General features: G+C 70.2%; 20 protein-coding genes. 9 read left to right on the top strand and 11 right to left on the bottom strand.

What is annotated here, in order from left to right; all coding sequences use genetic code 11:
* Positions 1–45 precede the first annotated feature (45 nt).
* Complete coding sequence (gene radA / locus BXA03_RS09940; protein ID WP_076506861.1) at positions 46–1,428, bottom strand: DNA repair protein RadA; 1,383 nt, start codon at positions 1,426–1,428, stop codon at positions 46–48.
* Positions 1,429–1,581: 153 nt separating this feature from the next.
* On the opposite strand from radA, the gene BXA03_RS09935 reads away from it, so the two are divergent.
* The 3 genes from BXA03_RS09935 (at position 1,582) to BXA03_RS09925 (ending at position 4,462) form a co-directional block, all read left to right on the top strand.
* Complete coding sequence (locus BXA03_RS09935; protein ID WP_076506859.1) at positions 1,582–2,568, top strand: Bug family tripartite tricarboxylate transporter substrate binding protein; 987 nt, start codon at positions 1,582–1,584, stop codon at positions 2,566–2,568.
* A 25-nt stretch (positions 2,569–2,593) separates the two neighbouring features.
* Complete coding sequence (locus BXA03_RS09930) at positions 2,594–3,373, top strand: class II aldolase/adducin family protein (protein WP_076506857.1); 780 nt, start codon at positions 2,594–2,596, stop codon at positions 3,371–3,373.
* A gap of 108 nt (positions 3,374–3,481) precedes the next feature.
* A complete protein-coding gene (locus BXA03_RS09925; protein ID WP_076506855.1) occupies positions 3,482–4,462 on the top strand; it encodes a 2-dehydropantoate 2-reductase in 981 nt (326 codons plus the stop codon).
* Positions 4,463–4,481: 19 nt separating this feature from the next.
* Here the strand turns inward: BXA03_RS09925 and BXA03_RS09920 are convergent, their stop codons facing one another.
* Both BXA03_RS09920 and alr read right to left on the bottom strand, forming a co-directional pair.
* Positions 4,482–5,291 carry a hypothetical protein gene (locus tag BXA03_RS09920; RefSeq protein ID WP_076506852.1) on the bottom strand — a complete coding sequence of 270 codons (810 nt, stop codon included), beginning with the start codon at positions 5,289–5,291 and terminating at the stop codon, positions 4,482–4,484.
* The gene (alr, locus tag BXA03_RS09915) at positions 5,288–6,388 is read right to left on the bottom strand and encodes an alanine racemase (RefSeq protein ID WP_076506849.1); all 1,101 of its coding nucleotides are present in this window, start codon (positions 6,386–6,388) and stop codon (positions 5,288–5,290) included. The genes BXA03_RS09920 and alr overlap by 4 nt, the downstream gene beginning before the upstream one ends.
* 174 nt (positions 6,389–6,562) lie before the next feature.
* Between alr and lplT the strand changes: the two genes are divergently transcribed.
* The 5 genes from lplT to BXA03_RS09890 all read left to right on the top strand — a co-directional run bounded on the left by lplT (position 6,563) and on the right by BXA03_RS09890 (position 12,531).
* Complete coding sequence (lplT, locus tag BXA03_RS09910; protein ID WP_076506846.1) at positions 6,563–7,867, top strand: lysophospholipid transporter LplT; 1,305 nt, start codon at positions 6,563–6,565, stop codon at positions 7,865–7,867.
* Positions 7,868–8,036: 169 nt separating this feature from the next.
* Positions 8,037–8,525, top strand: a complete 489-nt coding sequence (locus tag BXA03_RS09905; RefSeq protein WP_076506843.1) for a glutathione peroxidase — start codon at positions 8,037–8,039, stop codon at positions 8,523–8,525.
* A gap of 182 nt (positions 8,526–8,707) precedes the next feature.
* Positions 8,708–9,085, top strand: coding sequence for a DUF2946 family protein (locus BXA03_RS09900; protein ID WP_083716007.1), 378 nt, complete (start codon positions 8,708–8,710; stop codon positions 9,083–9,085).
* 169 nt (positions 9,086–9,254) lie between these two features.
* Positions 9,255–11,612, top strand: coding sequence for a TonB-dependent receptor (locus BXA03_RS09895; RefSeq protein ID WP_076506838.1), 2,358 nt, complete (start codon positions 9,255–9,257; stop codon positions 11,610–11,612).
* A gap of 28 nt (positions 11,613–11,640) precedes the next feature.
* Positions 11,641–12,531: a copper chaperone PCu(A)C domain-containing protein gene (locus tag BXA03_RS09890; RefSeq protein ID WP_076506835.1), complete on the top strand. Its 891-nt coding sequence runs from the start codon at positions 11,641–11,643 to the stop codon at positions 12,529–12,531.
* A gap of 110 nt (positions 12,532–12,641) precedes the next feature.
* On the opposite strand, the gene BXA03_RS09885 is transcribed toward BXA03_RS09890, so the two are convergent.
* From BXA03_RS09885 to glnK, 8 genes are all read right to left on the bottom strand, one after another.
* Complete coding sequence (locus BXA03_RS09885) at positions 12,642–13,010, bottom strand: HU family DNA-binding protein (protein ID WP_017757950.1); 369 nt, start codon at positions 13,008–13,010, stop codon at positions 12,642–12,644.
* Between the two features lie 220 nt (positions 13,011–13,230).
* Positions 13,231–13,629: a carboxypeptidase regulatory-like domain-containing protein gene (locus BXA03_RS09880; protein WP_143476274.1), complete on the bottom strand. Its 399-nt coding sequence runs from the start codon at positions 13,627–13,629 to the stop codon at positions 13,231–13,233.
* Positions 13,630–13,738: 109 nt separating this feature from the next.
* Positions 13,739–14,971, bottom strand: coding sequence for a glycolate oxidase subunit GlcF (gene glcF, locus BXA03_RS09875; protein ID WP_076506830.1), 1,233 nt, complete (start codon positions 14,969–14,971; stop codon positions 13,739–13,741).
* A 45-nt stretch (positions 14,972–15,016) separates the two neighbouring features.
* Positions 15,017–15,853: a YoaK family protein gene (locus BXA03_RS09870; protein WP_083716006.1), complete on the bottom strand. Its 837-nt coding sequence runs from the start codon at positions 15,851–15,853 to the stop codon at positions 15,017–15,019.
* Between the two features lie 16 nt (positions 15,854–15,869).
* Complete coding sequence (glcE, locus tag BXA03_RS09865) at positions 15,870–16,973, bottom strand: glycolate oxidase subunit GlcE (RefSeq protein ID WP_076506827.1); 1,104 nt, start codon at positions 16,971–16,973, stop codon at positions 15,870–15,872.
* 51 nt (positions 16,974–17,024) lie between these two features.
* On the bottom strand, positions 17,025–17,984 hold the full coding sequence (locus tag BXA03_RS09860; RefSeq protein ID WP_076506824.1) for an SMP-30/gluconolactonase/LRE family protein: 960 nt from the start codon (positions 17,982–17,984) through the stop codon (positions 17,025–17,027).
* 139 nt (positions 17,985–18,123) lie between these two features.
* On the bottom strand, positions 18,124–19,656 hold the full coding sequence (locus BXA03_RS09855) for an ammonium transporter (RefSeq protein WP_200803369.1): 1,533 nt from the start codon (positions 19,654–19,656) through the stop codon (positions 18,124–18,126).
* Between the two features lie 36 nt (positions 19,657–19,692).
* A complete protein-coding gene (gene glnK, locus BXA03_RS09850) occupies positions 19,693–20,031 on the bottom strand; it encodes a P-II family nitrogen regulator (protein ID WP_017762018.1) in 339 nt (112 codons plus the stop codon).
* Between glnK and BXA03_RS27170 the strand changes: the two genes are divergently transcribed.
* Positions 20,012–20,191, top strand: a 180-nt coding sequence (locus BXA03_RS27170; RefSeq protein ID WP_234983651.1) for a hypothetical protein, incomplete at its 3' end; no start/stop codon positions are given. The genes glnK and BXA03_RS27170 overlap by 20 nt on opposite strands.

Below are 20,191 nucleotides of genomic sequence, written 5' to 3'. Positions count from 1 at the left end.
CTGGGGGCGGCTGCGGCGCCGGCCGGCACCTTTCTTCCGGAAGACTCAGTCGAGTTGCCGCACCACCGCCATCGCCTCGTCCACGCGGTCGATGGCATGGATCGTCAGCCCCTCGATGGGCTTCTTCGGCGCGTTGGCCTTGGGCACCAGCGCCACCGAGAAGCCCAGCTTGGCGGCCTCGCGCAGGCGCTCCTGCCCGCGCGGCGCCGGCCGTACCTCGCCGGCCAGGCCGACCTCGCCGAAGGCGACGAAGCCCTTGGGCAACGCCTTGCCCCGCAGGCTGGAACTGATGGCCAGCATCACTGCCAGGTCGGCCGCCGGCTCGGTGATGCGCACGCCGCCCACGGCGTTGACGAACACGTCCTGGTCCATACTGGCCACCCCTGCATGGCGGTGCAGCACCGCCAGCAGCATGGCCAGGCGGTCGCGCTCCAGGCCCACCGACAGGCGGCGCGGGCTGGGCCCGCCGTCGTCCACCAGCGCCTGGATCTCCACCAGCATGGGCCGCGTGCCTTCCAGCGTCACCAGCACCACGCTGCCGGGCACCGGCTGCGCATGCTGGCTCAGGAAGATGGCGCTGGGATTGGCCACGCCGCGCAGGCCGCGCTCGGTCATGGCGAAGACGCCGATCTCGTTGACGGCGCCGAAGCGGTTCTTGATGGCGCGCACCAGGCGGAAGCTGGAATGCGTGTCGCCCTCGAAGTACAGCACCGTGTCCACCATGTGCTCCAGCACGCGCGGGCCGGCCAGCGCACCTTCCTTGGTCACATGGCCCACCAGCACCACGGCCGTACCGCTGGCCTTGGCGAAGCGCGTCAGGTGCGCGGCGCATTCGCGCACCTGCGCCACCGAGCCAGGGGCCGAGGTGAGCTGGTCCGAATACACGGTCTGGATCGAGTCGATGATGGCGATGGCGGGCCGGTGCGCGTCGAGCGTGGCGAGGATCTTCTCCAGCTGGATCTCGGCCATCAGCTGTACCTGCGAGCGCTCGAGACCCAGCCGGTGCGCGCGCAGCGCCACCTGAGCACCGCTTTCCTCGCCGGTCACGTACAGGGCGATCTGGCCGGCCTTCTGCAGCGCATCGGCCGCCTGCAGCAGCAAGGTCGACTTGCCGATGCCCGGGTCGCCGCCGATCAGCGTCACGCCGCCGGGCACGATGCCACCGCCGAGCACGCGGTCCAGCTCTTCCAGGCCGGTGGCCGTGCGGGCCACGTCGGTGGCCTCGATCTCGGCCAGCACCGCCAGCTCGGAGGCGCCGCCCAGCGCGGCGAAGGTGTTGCCGAAACGGTTCTGCGCCGCCCCGGGCCCCGCGGCCGGCGCCTGCTCGACCAGCGAGTTCCAGGCGCCGCAGGAGGGGCATTTGCCGAGCCACTTGGGGCTGGTGCCTCCGCATTCGCTGCACACGTACTGGGTCTTGTCCTTGGCCATCGCTCGAGTGTAGGGACCCGCCCTGCGCGACCAGGGACCGTGCGCCGGGCTCGCGTAAACCAGAGGGTCCGGCGGCCGGATGCGCTGGAACAATGTCGGCCATCCATCGGGCGCGTCGCGCCCGTTTTTTTCCTCTCGTTGCGGAGACATCCCATGCACATCACCCGCCGCCACCTGCTGCAGACCACCGGCGCCTCGGCGCTGCTCGCCGGCATCGGCCAGCAGGCCTTCGCCCAGGCCGCCCTGGAAAACGCCACCATCGTCACCGGCTTCGCGGCAGGCGGCACTTCCGACACCATCTGCCGCCGCGTGGCGCAGAAGCTCCAGCCCGACTACGCCAAGGCCGTGGTGGTGGACAACCGCACCGGCGCCGGCGGCCAGATCGCCATCAACTACATCAAGGCCCGCCCGGCCGACGGCACGACGATGCTGCAGACGCCCACGTCGATGCTGACCATCTATCCGCACATCTACAAGAAGCTGTCGTACGACCCGCAGACCGACCTCACGCCCGTGAGCCTGGGCTGCGTGTTCGACTTCGGCTTCGCCGTCGGCCCGGCCGTGCCGGCCAGCGTCAAGAACGTGGCCGACTTCCTGGCCTGGGCCAAGGCCAATCCGACGGGCGCCAACTTCGGCTCGCCCGCCGCCGGCTCCACGCCGCACTTCGTGGGCGTGCTGATCGGCAAGAGCGCGGGCGTCGAGCTCAAGCATGCGGCCTACCGCGGCACGCAGCCGGCCATGCTGGATCTGCTGGGCGGCAACATCTCGGCCGTGTCGGGCCCCATCGGCGACATCACGCAGCACCTGTCCACGGGCAAGGTCCGCATCCTGTCGGTCTCGGGCACCAAGCGCAGCCGCTTCGCGCCCGACGTGCCCACGCTGATGGAGCAGGGCATCAACATGGCCCACAGCGAGTGGTTCGCCTTCTTCCTGCCGCCCAAGGCCAATCCGGACCTGGTTGCCCGCCTGAACGCCGGCATGAAGAATGCCCTGGCGCAGAAGGACGTGATCGACGGCCTGGGCACCTTCGGCCTGGAGGCCATGTCCTCCACCCCCGCCGAACTGGCCGACCTGATCAAGAAGGACACCGCCAAGTGGGGTCCCATCGTGAAGGAAGTCGGCTTCACGGCCGAGGCCTGATGACGCGGCCGGGAGACGGATCGGCATGACCTCACCGGCCTCGTCGCTGATCCACCCCAACCTGCATCCGGACGAGCGGGCCGCCCGCGTCGAGCTGGCCGCCTGCTACCGCGTCTTCGCCATGCTCGGCTGGACGGAGATGATCTACAACCACATCACCGTCCGGCTGCCCGACAGCGTCACGGGCGGCGAGAAGCAGTTCCTGATCAATCCCTTCGGCCTGCACTACAGCGAGGTGACGGCCAGCAACCTGGTCAAGATCGACCTGGCGGGCCGCGTGCTCGACGGATCGGCGCATCCGGTCAATCCGGCTGGCTTCACGGTGCATGCGGCCATCCACGACGGGCTGCCCGGCGCCCATTGCGTGATGCACACCCACACCACCGCCGGCATGGCGGTGGCCTGCGTGCAGGGCGGGCTCTCGCTGTCCAACTTCTACGCCGCGCAGCTGCATGGCCGGGTGGCGTACCACGACTTCGAGGGCGTGACGGTGCATGCCGACGAGGGCCCGCGTCTGTTGGCCAGCATCGGCGACAAGCCCGCGGTGATCCTGCGCAACCACGGCCTGCTGGTCTGGGGGCAGACCCTGCCGCAAGCCTTCGTCACGCTGTGGACGCTCCAGCGTGCCTGCGAGGTGCAGCTGGCGACCCTGAGCATGGGCACGCCGATCCCCGTCGCCGAGGCCATCGCCGAGCAGTGCAAGCGCGACGCGCTGCAGTTCCACCCTGCTCAAGGCGCCGGCCAGGACGTCTTCGACGCGCTGGTGCGGCAGGTGGACCGGCTGGACCCCGGCTACCGCGCCTGAGCGTCCACCACCCGGCCGCGCCCCGCGGTCGGCGGCTCACAGGCACGAAGCCAGCCGGGCGACTAGCATCGTCGCCCATCGCGGTTTCGCGACTTTCGGACCCATCCCATGAAGATCTGCATCTACGGTGCCGGCGCCATCGGCGGCTGGCTGGGCGTGGCCCTGGCCCAGGCGGGCGAGCGGCTGAACGTGGTGGCGCGCGGCGCCACGCTCGACGCGCTGCAAGCGGGCGGCCTGCAGCTGGTGCGCCAGGGCGGCGTGGCCACGCGCGTGCCGGTGAAGGCGGTGGCGGACCCCGCTGATCTGGGTCCGCAGGACGTGGTGATCGTCGCCGTCAAGGCGCCCGCCCTCGCCGCCGTGGCCGAGCGCATCGGCCCGCTGCTGGGGCCGGACACGCTCGTGCTCACGGCCATGAACGGCGTGCCCTGGTGGTTCCTCGACGGCGGCTTCGGCGGCCCGCTGGCCGGACGGCGGCTGTCGGCCATCGACCCCGACGGGCGCATCGCCGTGGCCATTCCGGGCCATCACGTGATCGGCGGCGTGGTGCATGCCAGTTGTTCGCTCGACGCGCCCGGCGTGGTGCGCCACCACTTCGGCAACGGCCTGATCGTCGGCGAGCCCTCGGGCGAGCCGACGGAGCGGGTGCAGCGCCTGGCCGACCTGCTGCAGCGCGGCGGCATCGACGTTCGCGTATCGCCGCAGATCCAGAAGGACGTCTGGTACAAGCTCTGGGGCAACATGACGGTCAACCCCATCAGCGCGCTGACGGGCGCGACCACCGACCGCATCCTGGCCGACGACCTGCTGCGCGGCTTCATCTCGGCCGTGATGCTGGAGGCCCGCAGCGTGGGCGAGCGCATCGGCGTGCCCATCGCCGAGATGCCGGAAGACCGCCACGCGGTCACCCGCAAGCTGGGCGCCTTCAAGACCTCGATGCTGCAGGACGTGGAGGCCGGCCGGCCGGTGGAACTCGATGCGCTGGTCAGTGCCGTGCGCGAACTGGCGCAAGGCGTGGAGTTGCCGACCCCGTTCACCGATGCGCTCCTGGGTCTGGCCCGGGTGCAGGCGCGGGGGCTGGGGCTGTACTGAGGGCGGGTGGTGGGCCCGCCTAGCGCCGGCCCGCGATGATCCGCAGCGCCTCGGGCAGCGTGTCGGCCTGTGGCACGAAGCGGTCGACCGCGGCGCCCAGCAGCACGGCGCACAGCAGGGCACCCAGCAGCGGCTTCCACGTGAGACGCACGGCGGCCAGGAGCCAGCCTTCACGCGCCAGGCGCCGTGTGGTGCGCGCGGCCGCATAGGAAAACGCAACCTCGACGGCGACGGCCAGCAGGGCCTCCGAGCCGAAGTACAGCCACAGCAGCGAACCAGCACCCAGCAGGAGTGCGACGCCGATCAGGAAGACGGCCACGACGGGGACCACCACGATGGCGCCTTCGTCCGCAGAGCCCGCGGCCTCGAAGGCCCCCGACGCCAGGTCGCCCAGCGCGCTGCCCTCGGCCGAGGCCGGTGCCGCAAACTCGCCATGCGCTCCCGCGCCCGCAAAGTCGCCGCCGCCCGCGTGGGGCATCGCGGCGCCACCACCCCCGCGGCCGGGTGGCAGGTCGGGCAATGGGAGGTCGAGCACATCGCTCCAGTCCTCGCCTTCGCGATGGCGCCGCTCGCCTAGCAGACGCCGCGCCCACATGCGCAGCAGCCCCAGGTAGACCAGGTAGCCCACACCCAGCGTGATCAGGTAGCGCAGCGCCAGCGAATCGATCTCGGCGGCATGCCGCAGCAGCGCCGAGCAGGCGCCCATGACGAGCAACACCAGGCTGCCGATCAGCCAGCCATGCATGCGCAGGCTGTGACGCCGGTGCAGCGCCTGCTCCAGCGCGGATTCCTCCAGGCGGACGGAGCGCCAGGTGGAGCGGACCTTCATTCCAGCGCTTCGACCACCACCGGAACGCGCGGCGCCACGGCGCACATCAGCTCGTAGCCCACGGTGCCGCTGGCGCGGGCCACCTCGTCGATGGGCAGCAGGGTGCCGTGCTGCGCGCTGCGGCCCCACAGCACCACCTCGCTGCCGAAGGCGGCCTCGGGCACGGGCGTGAGATCGATGGTGACCATGTCCATGCTGACCCGGCCCACCACCTGCGTGCGTACCCCATCGACCAGCACCGGCGTGCCGGTGGGCGCATGGCGCGGATAGCCGTCGGCATAGCCCACGGCGGCGATGCCGATGCGCATGGGTTGCTCGGCGACGAAGGTGGAGCCATAGCCCACCGTGTCGCCCGGCTGCAGCGACTGCACGCCGATCAGACGCGTCGCCAGCGTCATGCCAGGCTGCAACTGCCAGTGGGCCGCGTCGTGTTCGGGAAAGTCGGGGGCGCTGCCGTAGAGCACGATGCCTGGCCGCACCCAGTCGGCGCGGGTGCGCACCGCGTGGCGCAGCACCGCGGCGCTGTTGGCGATGCAGCGCTCGCCGGGCAGGTCGGCCGTGGCCTCATCGAACGCGACCATGGCCGCGTCGATGCCCCGCGGCCCGTCGGCATCGCTGAAATGCATCATCAGCGAGACCTCGTCTACCTGCGGAAGGGCCGTGAGGCGCGTCCACGCGGCGCGCATGCGGCCCGGCGCGAAACCCAGGCGGTTCATGCCCGAGTTCATCTTGAGGAACACGCGGTGCGGCGCCTGCGTCTTGTGCGCGGCCAGCCAGTCGATCTGTTCGTCGCAGTGCACCGTGTGCCACAGGCCCAGGCGCGAGCACAGCTCCAGGTCGCGGGCGTCGAACACGCCTTCGAGCAGCAGGATGGGCCCGCGCCAGCCCAGGGCGCGGATGCGCTCGGCCTCGGCCAGATCCAGCAGCGCAAAGCCGTCGGCGGCGCGGAAGGCATCGAACACCCGCTCGATACCGTGGCCGTAGGCATTGGCCTTGACCACCGCCCACACGCTGGCCGGTGCCGCCCCGCGGCGCGCCCGTTCGAGGTTGTGGCGCAACGCGCCGGGGTGGATGGTGCAGAGGATCGGGCGGGGCATGGGACGGCCAGGATTCGAAGCGGGATGACGCCAATGTCGGACACGGACGGGCCGCCTGCGGAAGGGTTTTGGGTCATTTTGGCACTGCACGTGCGTGCTATAACCACGGGCCCCCGACCCCGGGGATTTTTTGTATACAGCCTCGAGCCTGCACATGGCCAGCCAGCCCCATCGATGAAGCGCGGCTTCTACACCATCATGTCGGCCCAGTTCTTTTCGTCGCTGGCCGACCAAGCGCTTTTCGTGGCTGCCGTCGAACTGCTGCGGACCGCGGGCTCTCCGGAATGGCAACGCGCGGCGCTGGTGCCGATCTTCGCCATCTTCTACGTGGCCCTGGCACCGCTGGTGGGTGCCTTTGCCGACGCGCTGCCCAAGGGCAAGGTGATGTTCATCAGCAATGCCATCAAGGTGATGGGCTGTCTGATGATGCTGTTCGGCAGCCACCCCCTGGCGGCCTATGCGGTGGTGGGCCTGGGTGCGGCGGCCTATTCGCCGGCCAAGTACGGCATCCTGACCGAACTGCTGCCGGCCTCGCAGCTGGTCAAGGCCAATGGATGGATCGAAGGGCTGACCATCGCTTCGATCATCCTGGGCATCGTGCTTGGTGGGCTGCTGGTGGGCGGGCCCGTCTCCAGCAAGCTCCTGGCCCTCGACCTGCCTTTCATCGACACCGGCATCGACACGCCACCCGAAGCGGCCATCACCGTGCTGATCGCCGTCTACGCGCTGGCAGCTTGGTTCAACACACGCATTCCACACACCGGCGTGGCCATGCGGCCGCTGCGCTCGGACCCCAACCGCAGCTTCGTGGGCAACCTGGTCGCGCTGCTGCCGGACTTCTGGCAATGCAACGCACGGCTGTGGCGCGACAAGCTGGGCCAGATCTCGCTGGCCACCACCACGCTCTTCTGGGGCGCCGGCGGCAACCTCAAGTACATCGTGCTGGCCTGGGCCTCGCTGGCCCTGGGCTACAGCACACCGCAGGCCTCGGCGCTGACCGGCGTGGTGGCCATCGGCACTGCGGTGGGGGCCGTGGTGGCCTCGGTGCGCATGCGGCTGGACATGGCGACGCAGGTGATCCCGCTGGGCATCGGCATGGGCCTGCTGGTGATCGCGATGAACTTCATCTCGAATGTGTGGGTGGCGATCCCCTTCCTGATCCTGCTGGGCGGGTTGGGCGGCTTCCTGGTGGTGCCGATGAATGCGCTTCTGCAGCACCGGGGGCACAACCTGATGGGCGCGGGCCGCTCGATCGCGGTGCAGAACTTCAACGAGCAGGCCTGCATCCTTCTGCTGGGGGCCTTCTACAGCGCCTGCACGGGCCTGGGCCTGTCGGCCTTCGGCGCCATCACGGCCTTCGGCATCGTGGTCGCCGGCTTCATGGAGATCATCCGCCGCTGGCACCAGCGCAACCTGAAGGTGCATGGCGAAGAGGTGCAGCGCCTTCTAGAAATCGCGCGCAGCGACAAGCATCATTGACCACCCCCGTTGCTTGCTCACTTCGTGTAGCCGCCTCCCCCCTCAAGGGGCGCACCCGGCGGCCCGGCGGAGCCGGTTCCGCGGGTGCACTGGCATGGCCTGCTCCGTGGCCCCCTGAACGGGCAAGCCATCCATAGACCAACCACACGCACCGACCGAGGAGATGCAAATGACGACGCTTCATGACTTCGAGGTTCGCCGGCTCGACGGCACGCCGGTCTCGCTGGGCGAGTTCCGCGGGCAGGTGGTGCTGGTGGTCAACACGGCCAGCCAGTGCGGCTTCACGCCGCAGCTGGGTGGGCTGGAAGCTTTGCATGCCCGCTTCCAGGACCGCGGCTTCGCGGTGCTGGGCTTTCCCTGCAACCAGTTCGGCGGGCAGGAGCCCGGCTCGGCCGAGGAGATCGGCAGCTTCTGCCAGCGCAACTACGGCGTGAGCTTTCCGATGATGGAGAAGATCGATGTCAACGGTGCCAACGCGGCGCCGCTGTATCGTTGGCTCACCAGCGAGAAGCCCGGCCTGCTGGGCACACAGGCCATCAAGTGGAACTTCACCAAGTTTCTGGTGGGCCGCGACGGGCAGGTGATCCGCCGCTATGCGCCGCTGGACAAGCCGGAGTCCATCGCCGCGGACATCGAGGCGGCGCTGGGCGCGGGCTGAGCCGGCACGCAGGCCCGCGACGGCACGCCCCTTGGCGGATCGGCAACACGTACAGGGCCTGCGAACCGTTCTGCCCTTCGACAAGCGAAGCGCAGGGCGAAAGGAGTGAGCCCGTTCAGGACCCTCGGACAAAAAGTCCACCGCCTCGCGCGAAGGCCACTCCTAGAATGGTCCGCTCACCCATGCCCTTCTTCGCCTGCACCCTCCATCGCCTTGCCCGCGGCCTGCTCGGTCGAGCGGTGCTGCTGTGGTTGGCCCTGTCGATGGGTGCGGCGATCGCGTCGCCGCTGGTGCACCCGCAGGCCATGGAACTGGTCTGCTCGGCGATGGGCGCCGTCAAGGTGGTGGTGAAGACTGACGACGGCGTCCAGGAGATGGGCGCCACGCACATGGACTGCCCGCTGTGCGTCTCCATGGGCGCACCGCCGCCCGCGACACCGGTGCTGCGACTGCCCCAGGCCCAGCCCCTGGGCGTGGCCCTGCAGCCGATCGAGGCCGCCCGCCTCGCAGCGGCCACGGCCGCGCCCCTGCCGGCGCGCGGGCCACCCGCCTTGCACTGATCTGTTCCCCTCCCGTTCGCCCGCGGCGCTGACTCGCGGCGCAGCGGTGCTGGCCCCTGAGCCCAGCGCCCACCGCCGCATGCCCGGTGCGAACCCGAACGACAGCTCACCGCGCCAGCCCGTTCCGGACCGACTCCGGCCATCGGCTGCGCGGCCGCCAGGCCTTCTCATGAAACTTCCATCGTTCCCGCGCGCCCAACGTCGCGCCCGCTACCCGCGGCTGGCCCTGCGCGCCGGCCTCTCGCTGCCGCTGGTCTTGCCCCTGGGCACACTCGCGCAGCAGGCCGGCACGGCCGCTGCCGACGCGCCCGAGCGCGTCAAGTCGCTGGGCGTGGTCACCGTCACGGGCGGCCAGCCCACGTCGCTGCCCACGCAGATCCCGACCACCATCGAAGGCGTCACGCGCGAGGAGATCGCCACGCGCATCAATGCCACCGACAGCGAGGACGCGCTCAAGTACCTGCCCAGCCTGCTCGTGCGCAAGCGCTACATCGGCGACTACAACCACGCGATCCTCTCGACCCGCGCCTCGGGCACCGGCAACAGCGCGCGCTCGGCGGTGTATGCGGACGGCATCCTGCTGTCCAACTACCTGGGCAACGGCATCGCCAACGGCACCAACTTCGCACCGCGCTGGGGCCTGGTCTCGCCCGAGGAGATCGAGCGGGTGGACGTGATGTACGGGCCTTTCTCGGCCGCCTACCCGGGCAATTCGGCCGGCGCGGTTGTGGACTACGTGACGCGCATGCCGACGAAGCTCGAAGCGCATGTGAGCGCCGGCTACTCGTCGCAGCCCAACCAGCTCTACAACACCGATGCGACCTTCAACAGCTGGCAGACCAGCGCCTCGCTGGGCAGTCGGGCGGGCGACTGGTCCTGGTGGATCCACCTCAACCGCACCCGCAGCGAAGGCCAGCCGCTGACCTTCACCACGGCCACTGTCGCCTCGGGCACACCCGGTCGTGCCGGTACGCCGGTGACGGGCTGGGTCGGCGGACGGAACACCACCAACACGCCCTGGTACATCCTGGGGACCGGCACGGCCTACCAGACCGTGCAGGACCAGGCCAAGCTCAAGCTGGCCTACGACATCACGCCCACGCTGCGCGCCAGCTACACGCTGGGCTGGTGGCAGAACAGTTCGGAAGGCCGTCCGGCCAGCTACCTCACGGGGCCCAACGGCCTGCCGGTGTACAGCGGCACGGTCAACATCCAGGGCCGCAGCTACACGCTCGCGCCCACGGCCTTCCCGCTGACCAACGACGACCAGACGCATCTGATGCACGGCCTGTCGCTCAAGAGCCGTACCGAAGGCGTGTTCGACTGGGAGCTCGCGGCCAGCCTGTACGACTACCGCAAGGACCAGCAACGCGCGCCCACGGTGGCACTGCCGCTCGCCGCCTACGGCGGGGCAGGCACGCTGCAGGACCAGGACGGCACCGGCTGGAACACCCTGGCCGCCAAGGGCACCTGGCGTCCCCAGGGCCTGCAGGGCGCGCACATCGTGGACTTCGGCATCGGCCGCGATGCCTACAGGCTGTCCATCGCCAAGAACAACGTCGTCGGCAGCTGGATCGACGGCGCGGTCAACCCGCTCTCCCTGGTCAGCAACGTGGGCGGTCGCACGCAAACCATGAGCGCCTGGGCGCAGGACGCCTGGCGCTTCGCCCCGCGCTGGAAGGCCGTGCTTGGCCTGCGTTGGGAGGACTGGCAGGCTGAGAACGGCCTGAGCGCCAGCGCCACCAGCACCCTGCGCTATGCGCGCCGCAGCGAATCGCACCTTTCGCCCAAGGCCGCCCTCGCCTTCCAGGCCACCGACGACACGGTGATCAAGGCCTCGGTCGGCCGCGCGGTGCGCTTTCCGACCGTGGGCGAGCTGTACGGCGCCACCAGTGGCACGTTGTCCTTCGTCAACGACCCGACGCTCAAGCCCGAGAAGTCCTGGACCGGCGAACTCAGCGCCGAGAAGGACCTGGGCAACGGCCTGCTGCGCGCCACGCTCTTCCACGAGACCACGCACGACGCGCTCTTCAGCCAGCTGGTGCCCGGCACCACCACCTCGCGCGTGCAGAACGTGGACAAGGTGCGCACCACGGGCGTGGAACTGGCCTACACCGGCACGAACGTGTTCATGCGCGGGTTGGACCTGGGCGGCAGCCTGACCTTCGCCGACTCGAAGACGGTGGCCAATGCCAACAACCCCGCAAGCGTGGGCAAGTGGCAGCCGCGTGTGCCGCGCTGGCGCTCCACCGTGTATGCCACCTACCGCCCCACCGACCGCTGGTCCTTCACCGTAGCCGCCCGATACAGCGGGCGCCAGTACTCCAACCTGGACAACAGCGACGTCAACGCCGACGCCTATTTCGGCGCCAGCAGGTACTTCACCGTCGACACCCGCGTGCGCTGGCAGATCGACCGCCACCTCTCGGCGGCCTTTGGCATCGACAACCTCAACAACGCCCAGTACTGGAACTTCCACCCCTACCCGCAGCGCACCTACACCGCGTCGCTGCAGTGGGACCTGTGATCCACCCCATCCTCCGGAGACCCGAACCATGAGCCGCTTCAACCGCCCTCTTCTCGCCCTCGCCCTGCTGGCCGGCACCGGCAGCAGCGCCATCGCCCACGTGACGCTGCCGCCCGGCGGCGCCACCGTCGGCACCGACTACGAGGCCGCCTTCCGCGTCGGCCATGCCTGCAAGGACGCCACGCTCACCAACGCCCTCACCGTGCGCCTGCCGCAGGGCTTCGCGCTGAAGGACGTGCCTGCGCGCCCCGGCTGGAGCATCGAGCAGACGCGCAGCGGCAACGAGGCCGTGGTGCGCTGGACCGCCACCAGCGCAGGCACCGCCGTACCTGCCGACCAGAAGACCGAATTCGTGCTGCGCGGCCGCCTGCCCGACAAGCCCGGCCCGCTGTACTTCAAGGTGCTGCAGGGCTGCGACGTGGGCAGCAGCGACTGGGCCCAGCTGCCCACGGGCGCAGCCGACGAGAAGCTGCCCCTGCCCGCCGCGAAGCTGGACGTGCTGCCGCGCGGCGTGGCGGCTGTGGACGTGCGTGACGGCTGGGCCCGCATGGCCGTGGCCGGGCAGAGCGGCACCGGCGCTTTCATGAAGCTGCAGGCACCGTCGGGCGCGCGCCTGATCGGCGCCAGTACGCCGGTCGCCGGCATCGCCGAGGTGCATGAGATGTCGATGCAGGGCGACCACATGCGGATGCGCGCCGTCGACGAACTGGCGCTGCCCGCGCGCCAGACGGTCGAGCTGCGCCCCGGCGGCCTGCATGTGATGCTGATGGACCTGAAGCAGCCGCTGCCCGTCGGCAGTACGCTGCCGCTGACGCTGCGCTTCAAGGATGCGCAGGGCAACGAATCCACGCGCGAGGTGCAGCTGCCGGTGCGCGCCGCGCCAGCCGCTGCAGCGGGCAGCGGTGGCCATCAGCACTGAGAAGGCGGTCGCGGGCTTTCATCGAACGGAAAGCCCGCACACCCAATGCAAAGAGGCCCCGAAGGGCCTCTTGTTCTTTGCACGGGCACCGCGAAGGTGCCCCCGCGTCATCAGGCCTTCTTGGCCTTCTTGGCAGCGGGCTTCTTGGCAGCCGGCTTGGCAGCGGCGGCCTTCTCGGCCTTGTCGGCCTTGCGCTTGGCGGCCTTGGGATCGACCGCGGCCTTGAAGGCGGCGCCCGGCACGAACTTCGGCACCTTCTGGGCGGCGATCTTGATCTTCTCGCCGGCTTGCGGGTTGAAGCCGGTGCGGGCGGCGCGTGCCACCTGCTTGAAGGTGCCGAAGCCCACCAGGGTCACGCTGTCGCCCTTCTTGACTGCGGTGACGATGCTGCTGGTGATGGTCTCCAGGATGCGGCCGGCTTCGGCCTTGGAGACGTCATGGGCGGAGGCGATCTTTTCGATGAATTCGAGACGGTTCAAGATTGGTTCCTAGAGTTGCTTCGATCTGCGCCGAGGTCGGCGCGCCATGCGCGCCCCATGGCGAGGCGCGAAGTGTAGTGGAGGCGAATGCCGCCGTGCAGCGGGCGATGCAGGCGCATCGCGCCGAAACCCCACTCGACAGAGGATCGACGCGCTTCGCGTCACCCTGCTCGCTGTTTCGTCACGCGGCCGGCTACCGGGATGGGCCCGCGGAGGGGCGTCAGAAGCGGAAGTCCGCCGTCCTGGGGCCGCCGCCCAGGCTGACCTCGCGCCGCTGGGTGCGGCCTTCGAAGGTGGCTTCCACCACATAGGCGCCCGCCGGCAGGTCCACCAGGCAGACGGGACCGTCCGCGCGCAATGAGAGGCCGGGGCCACCCTGCGCTGACCGGATGTCCACCGCCACGGTGGCGAGATAGGCGCCATCCGCGCGCGCGAAGAGCAGCGAGAGCGGATGGGATTTCATCGCCGAGCGCATGGCGGTGGATTCGTCGGAGCCGATGCCTCCGCACACGTAGCGGCCCTGACCGGCCTCGGTCCACGGCGGCATCTGTGCGTGGGCAAGACCCGCCGCGCCCGAGACCGCGAGCACGGCAGACAGCAGAAGATGGCGTGAAGGCATGGCGTTCTCCTCGAAAAGTGCGCGCAATCCTCGCGCCGGACGGCCCCGGCCGCCTGTCGGACCGCAGCGCCCGCCGGCGTGCGTCGGCACCGGAAGACGCAGGGACGCGTCAATCCCGCGGCTGCAGCGCCTCGTCCAGCCACTCCACCCAATGCCGAACCGGCAGTTCGGTGCCCGCCTGAAGATGGGTGATGCAGCCGATGTTGGCCGAGGCCACGGCCTCGGGCTGCAAGCGCTGCAGGTGGCCCAGCTTGCGTTCGCGCAGCTGCGTCGACAGTTCGGGCTGCAGCACCGAATAGGTGCCGGCCGAGCCGCAGCAGAGGTGGCTTTCGGTCTGGGTCACGCGCACGTCGAAGCCCAGCGCCCGCAGGCCCGATTCGACCCCGCCGCGCAGCTTCTGGCCGTGCTGCAGCGTGCAGGGCGGGTGGTAGGCGATCACGCCCTGTGGCGCCTTCACGCGCTCGCGCAGCAGCGGCACCAGGGCCGGCAGCAGTTCGCCCAGGTCGCGCGTGAGGCGCGAGACCTCGCGGGCCTTGTCGGCATAGGCGCTGTCGTGCGCCAGCGCATGGCCGTAGTCCTTCAGCGCAGCGCCGCAGCCCGAGGCATTGCTGACGATGGCCTCCACGCCGCCGCCCTGCAGCAGCGGCCACCAGGCGTCGATGTTGGCGCGCATCTGGTCCAGCGCACCCGCCTGGTCGTTCAGGTGGAAGCGGATGGCACCGCAGCAGCCGCCCGCCTGCGGCACCACCGCCTCGATGCCGGCCGCGTCGAGCACGCGGGCCGTGGCCGCATCGATGGCGGGCGCCATGGCCGGCTGCACGCAACCCATGGGCAGCAGCGCCTTGCGCGCATGGCTGTTGCGCGGCCAGGCGCCAGCGGCGCGCGGCGCCGGCACCTTGGCCTTGAGGCTGGGCGGCAGCAGGCCGCGCACGGCCTGGCCGAGCTTCATGGCCGGCGCGAACAGCGGCGAGTTCAGACCTTCCTTGAGCAGCCAGCGCGTGGCGCGTTCGCCCGCCGGCCGCGGCACCTGCTCGTCCACGATCTTGCGGCCGATGTCCACCAGGTGGCCGTACTGCACGCCGCTGGGGCACGTGCTTTCGCAGTTGCGGCAGGTGAGGCAGCGGTCCAGGTGCTGCTGCGTGGCACGCGTGGGCGTGCGGCCTTCGAGCACCTGCTTGATGAGGTAGATGCGCCCACGCGGACCGTCGAGCTCGTCGCCCAGCAGTTGGTAGGTCGGGCAGGTGGCGGTGCAGAAGCCGCAGTGGACGCACTTGCGCAGGATGGCCTCGGCCTCGCGGCCCTCGGGCGTGCCCTGGTACTGGGGAGAGAGTTCGGTCTGCATCGTGTCTCGGGGTAGGTGTCTGTCGTGGGGCGGCGCAGCGCCGGCTCAGGAGCGAGGCCGCTGCGGCGGCTGCGGTCCGGTGGAAGCGGCACCACGCCTGCGCAGCCGCAGCCGGCCCAGCCAGCCGAAGGTCCACGCGCGCAGGGCCTGGTTGTGGCGCAGGTCGTCCAGGTAGGGCGGCAGCGAGAGCCACAGCAGCAGCGCGGCCAGCGGCAGCACGCAGATGAAGCCCAGGTACTTGAAGCCGGTGGCCCCGGCCAGCCCGCCCGTCACGAAAGCCAGGATCAGGCCGCCGAACAGGCGAACCCGCTCCAGGTTGGGCCGCACGCGCGTTGCGTCGGTTCGCCGGCGGTTCCAGTACAGCGCCTTGCCCAGCTCGATGCCGAGGTCGGTGAAGTTGCCGGTCATGTGGGTGGTGCGGATCTTTCCGCCCGAGATCTTGGACGCCAGCGCGTTCTGCAGTCCCATGATGAAGGACAGCAGCAGCACCGTCAGCGGAACGGCGAAGGGCGTGTGCCAGCCGAGCGTGAGCGCCCCCATGAGGCCGAAGGGCAGCATCAGCGCGGCCTCCAGCAGCAGCGGCAACGCGTACACATGCGCGAGCCGGTAGTGCCGGCCCCAGTTGATCTGGATCGCGGCGGTGGCCGCGCCGGCCAGGAAGGCCAGGATGGCACCCAGGGCGCCCAGCAGCAGCGTCATGTCGCCCAGCACCAGCGAATCGGCCACCTGCGAGGTGAAGCCGGTCATGTGCGAGGTGTAGCGGTGCAACACCAGGAAACCGCCCGCATTGATGGCGCCTGCGTTGAAGGCCAGCAGCAGTCCCAGCGCCCGGTTCGTCGACGGGGCGCGGTGGCGGCCGGTCAGATGGCGCAGGCGGCGCATGGAGGAGGTCGGGCGCTCAGAGGCCGGGCACCAGGCGGCCCGGGTTGAAGATACCGGCCGGATCGAAGGCGACCTTCAATGCGCGATGGATGGTCAGCAGGGCGGGAGGCAGGGGCGCGGGCGTGGCGCGCCGGTCTGCGGCGGGGCGGAAGGCCGCCGTCCAGCCTCCGGCCGCGCGCACCGCCTCCACCAAGGCGGCGGCACCGCCCGGAGGCAGGGCATACCAGCGCTGGCCGCCATGCCACTCGACCAGGGGCGGGGGCAGGCCGGCGCCCGCCAGCAACGGCGCCGTCTGCGGCACGCTGGCACGCCACAGGTCGCAGCCCAGCGCCAGGGCGTCGGTGAAGAAGGCATGGCGCTGGTCGCGCAGGCTTCCCCACAGGACCTCGGCGGCATCGGCCGGCAGCACCTCGCCGCCGAGTTGCCGGCCCGCGGCCTGCACGGCCGCCGCCGCGCCGCGCAGGCGCAGGTGCAGGCGACCCACGGTGGCGCCGGACTCGGCCTGCCACACGCTCGCGTTCAATGGCAGCGGCTGCCCACCCCAGGCATTGAGCAGACGCAGGGCTTCGGCCTGGCTGCAGTCGAAGACGCGCGTCGCCTCTGCAGGCGCCACCGGAAGCACCTTGAGGCTCACCTCGGTGATCACGCCCAGCGTGCCCCAGGCGCCCGCCAGCACGCGCGAAACGTCATAGCCCGCCACGTTCTTCATCACCTGGCCGCCGAAGGTCAGCAGTTCGCCACGGCCGTTGATCAGGCTCGCGCCCAGCACGTAGTCGCGCACCGAGCCCACGCTGGCGCGGGCCGGCCCCGCCAGGCCGGCCGACACCATGCCGCCGACGGTGCCGCCTTCGCCAAAGCGCGGCGGCTCGAACGGCAGGCACTGGCCGTGGGCCTGGAGCAGCGCCTCCAGTTGCGCCAGCGGTGTGCCGGCCTGCACGGTCACGACCAATTCGCTGGGCTCATAGCTGGTGACGCCGGCCAGCCCGTCCAGCGCGAGCACCTCGCCGTCGAGCGGCCCGCCGTGGAAATCCTTGGTGCCCGCGCCGCGCAGGCGCAGAGGACGCTTCTGGGCCGCCGCGGCGCGCACACGCTCGGCGATCTGGGACTGGGCGGGGGTCATCCGCGGGATGGTACGTCAGGGCCCCGCGCCAGTGCCTTGATTCACACCCTGTCAGTCCTCGAAGAAGGCCACGGGGCGGCCGGGGGAGGCCATCCTCCGCCAGAGCACCTGGCCGGCCATCGGCTGCCGGCCCAGTTCTTCGGTGGGGCGGCCCTTGCGGGCGGTCGTGACGAAGAGCGTGCGCAGGTCGTCGCCGCCAAAGCAGGGCATGGTGGGACAGCGTGCGGGCAGGGGCAGCACATCCGTGGTGCGGCCTTGCGCATCCAGCGCCTGCAACTGACCGCCCTCGAACATCGCCACCCAGTAGCGACCGTCCGCGTCCATCGTGGCGCCATCGGGGCGGCCGTCGTAGGGCTGGCCCGATGCCGAAGTCCAACCCGCCGGCTTGGGGTCGAACTGCCGCCAGAGCCGCTCGCCGGCCAGTGCGTTCGGCTCGGCCACCCAGTCGTACTGCCGGATGGCGTGGGCGTTGGTGTCGGCCCAGTACACGCGCGACCGCTCGGGCACCAGCACCAGGCCGTTGGCGGTGATGGCCTCGCCGGCCATGCGCTGCACCTGGGGCATGCCGCCACCGCGGGCATCGATGCAGTAGAGCGCGGCAATGGGCCGGTCCTTGGGCTCCTGCAGCGTGCCCGCCCACAGCCGGCCCTGGGGATCGCACTTGCCGTCGTTGAAGCGCATGGTGGCCGCGTCATGATCGAAGGGCGCGATGCAGTGCAGCGCGCCGCCCCATTCGTGGGCACGGTAGATGCCATCGCGCAGCGCGATCACGAGGCCGCCCCGGCGGGCCGGCGCCATGCAGCCGGGCTCCTGCGGCACGGTCCAGCGCTCGACCACCGCCTGGCCGCGGGCGATGTCACCCCGCGTGCGCAGCACCTGCCGGCCCGGGATGTCCAGCCAGTACAACGCACGCTCATCCGGATGCCAGAAAGGCGATTCGCCCAGCGCGCAGTCGCTGCCCGGCAGGGCCGTCCAGCCCTGGGGATCGTCGGAGGGAAAGAGGTCAGCCATGCCGGGATTATTGGGCGCAAAAAAAAATGGCCCGCTCACGCCGAAGCGCTTGCGGGCCGAACATCCAAAGGAGACTCTCGCTAAAAAAACTTGTGGTCGGGTCACGCCGCCGCGAGAGGCGGCGTGACCGGTGGGCCGATCAGCGGTTGTAGGCCGTCTCGCCGTGGGCGGTGATGTCGAGGCCTTCGCGCTCTTCCTCTTCGCTCACACGCAGGCCCACCGTCAGGTCGGCGATCTTGTAGGCGATGAAGGCCACCACGGCGGACCACACGATGGTGAGCAGCACGCCCTTGAGCTGGATCCAGACCTGGGCGCCGATGCCGTTGGAACCGACGGTGGCCGTGACCCAGTCGGTCACCAGGCCCGGGCCGCCGAGCGCCTGGGTGTTGAACACGCCGGTCAGCAGGGCACCCACGATGCCGCCCACGCCGTGCACGCCGAACACGTCCAGCGAGTCGTCGGCACCCAGCATGCGCTTGAGGCCGCTCACACCCCACAGGCAGGCGAAGCCGGCGATGAAGCCGATCACGATGGCGCCCATCAGGCCGACGTTGCCGGCGGCCGGGGTGATGGCCACCAGGCCGGCGACGGCGCCGGAGGCGGCACCCAGCATGGAGGCCTTGCCCTTGTGCAGGGCTTCACCCAGCGACCAGGCCAGCACGGCAGCGGCGGTGGCGGAGAAGGTGTTCATGAAGGCGAGCACGGCGCTGTTGCCGGCTTCCAGCGCCGAGCCGGCGTTGAAGCCGAACCAGCCCACCCACAGCAGCGAGGCACCGACCATGGTCAGCGTCAGCGAGTGCGGCGTGAAGGCTTCCTTGCCGAAGCCGATGCGCTTGCCGATCACGAAGGCACCGACCAGACCGGCCACGGCGGCGTTGATGTGCACCACGGTGCCGCCTGCGAAGTCCAGCGCGCCCCATTGCCAGATCAGGCCGGCCTTGGCGTTGGTGGCGTCCACCACATCCGCGGCGGTGTAGGCGTCCGGACCCATCCAGAACCAGACCATGTGGGCCAGCGGCAGATAGCTGAAGGTGAACCAGATCACCATGAAGACCAGCACGCCGGAGAACTTGGCACGCTCGGCGAAGGCGCCCACGATCAGGCAGCAGGTGATGCCGGCGAAGGTGGCCTGGAAGGTGGCGAACAGCAGTTCGGGGATGTAGACACCCTTGCTGAAGGTGGCGCCGGGCGCGAAGACGCCGGTGGCGGGGTCGAAGATGCCCTTCAGGAACAGCCGGTCGAAGCCGCCGATGAAGGAGTTGCCTTCGGTGAACGCCAGGCTGTAGCCGTAGATGCACCAGAGCACGACGATCAGCGAGAAGGTGACGAACACCTGCATCAGCACGCTGAGCATGTTCTTGCTGCGCACCAGGCCGCCGTAGAACAGCGCCAGGCCGGGCACGGTCATCAGGATCACCAACAGGGTGGCGACCATCATCCAGGCGACGTCGCCCTTGTCGACCTTGGGCGCGGGAGCGGCGGCAGCGGCGTCCGCCGGTGCGGCAGCAGCGGGTGCGGCGGCGGCAGCGGCAGCAGGGGCGGCCGGCGCGGCGGCGGCCGGTGCGGAGGCAGCGGGCGCCTCCGTCGTGGCGGCTGGCGCCTGCGCGAAGCTGGACACGCCAGCCGTGAGGACGCTCAGGCCGAGCGCCAGGGATACGAGGAACTTCTTCATCTTGGTCTTTCTTGTGCCTTCTTCTGCCGTCTCGGTTTACAGCGCCTCGCGGCCGGTCTCGCCGGTGCGGATGCGGACGACCTGCTCCAGGTTGAACACGAAGATCTTGCCGTCACCGATCTTGCCGGTGCGTGCAGCGCTTTCGACGGCCTCGATGACGCGGTCGACCAGTTCGTCGGCCACGGCCGCCTCGATCTTGACCTTGGGCAGGAAGTCGACGACGTATTCGGCACCACGGTAGAGCTCGGTGTGGCCCTTCTGGCGGCCGAAGCCCTTCACTTCGGTCACGGTGATGCCCTGCACACCGATGGCCGACAGCGCTTCACGCACTTCGTCGAGCTTGAAGGGTTTGATGATGGCTGTGATCAGCTTCATGATTTCTCTCCTGTTGGATGGACCGGGCGCGGCAGACCCAGGCGTGCCGCACCCACCTTTCGGCTGGCTGGCCAGACCTCAGAAGGTCTTGGTCAGCGTGGCGATGAAGCGGGCCTTGTTGGGCGATTCGCTGTACGTGAAGGTGCCGGCGGGCAGCACG

It is taken from the genome of Pseudacidovorax sp. RU35E, from assembly GCF_900156165.1.
Classification (GTDB): domain Bacteria; phylum Pseudomonadota; class Gammaproteobacteria; order Burkholderiales; family Burkholderiaceae_C; genus Xenophilus.
The sequence above is the reverse complement of the archived record's forward strand: the minus strand, read 5'-3'. Positions and strand labels throughout refer to the sequence as shown.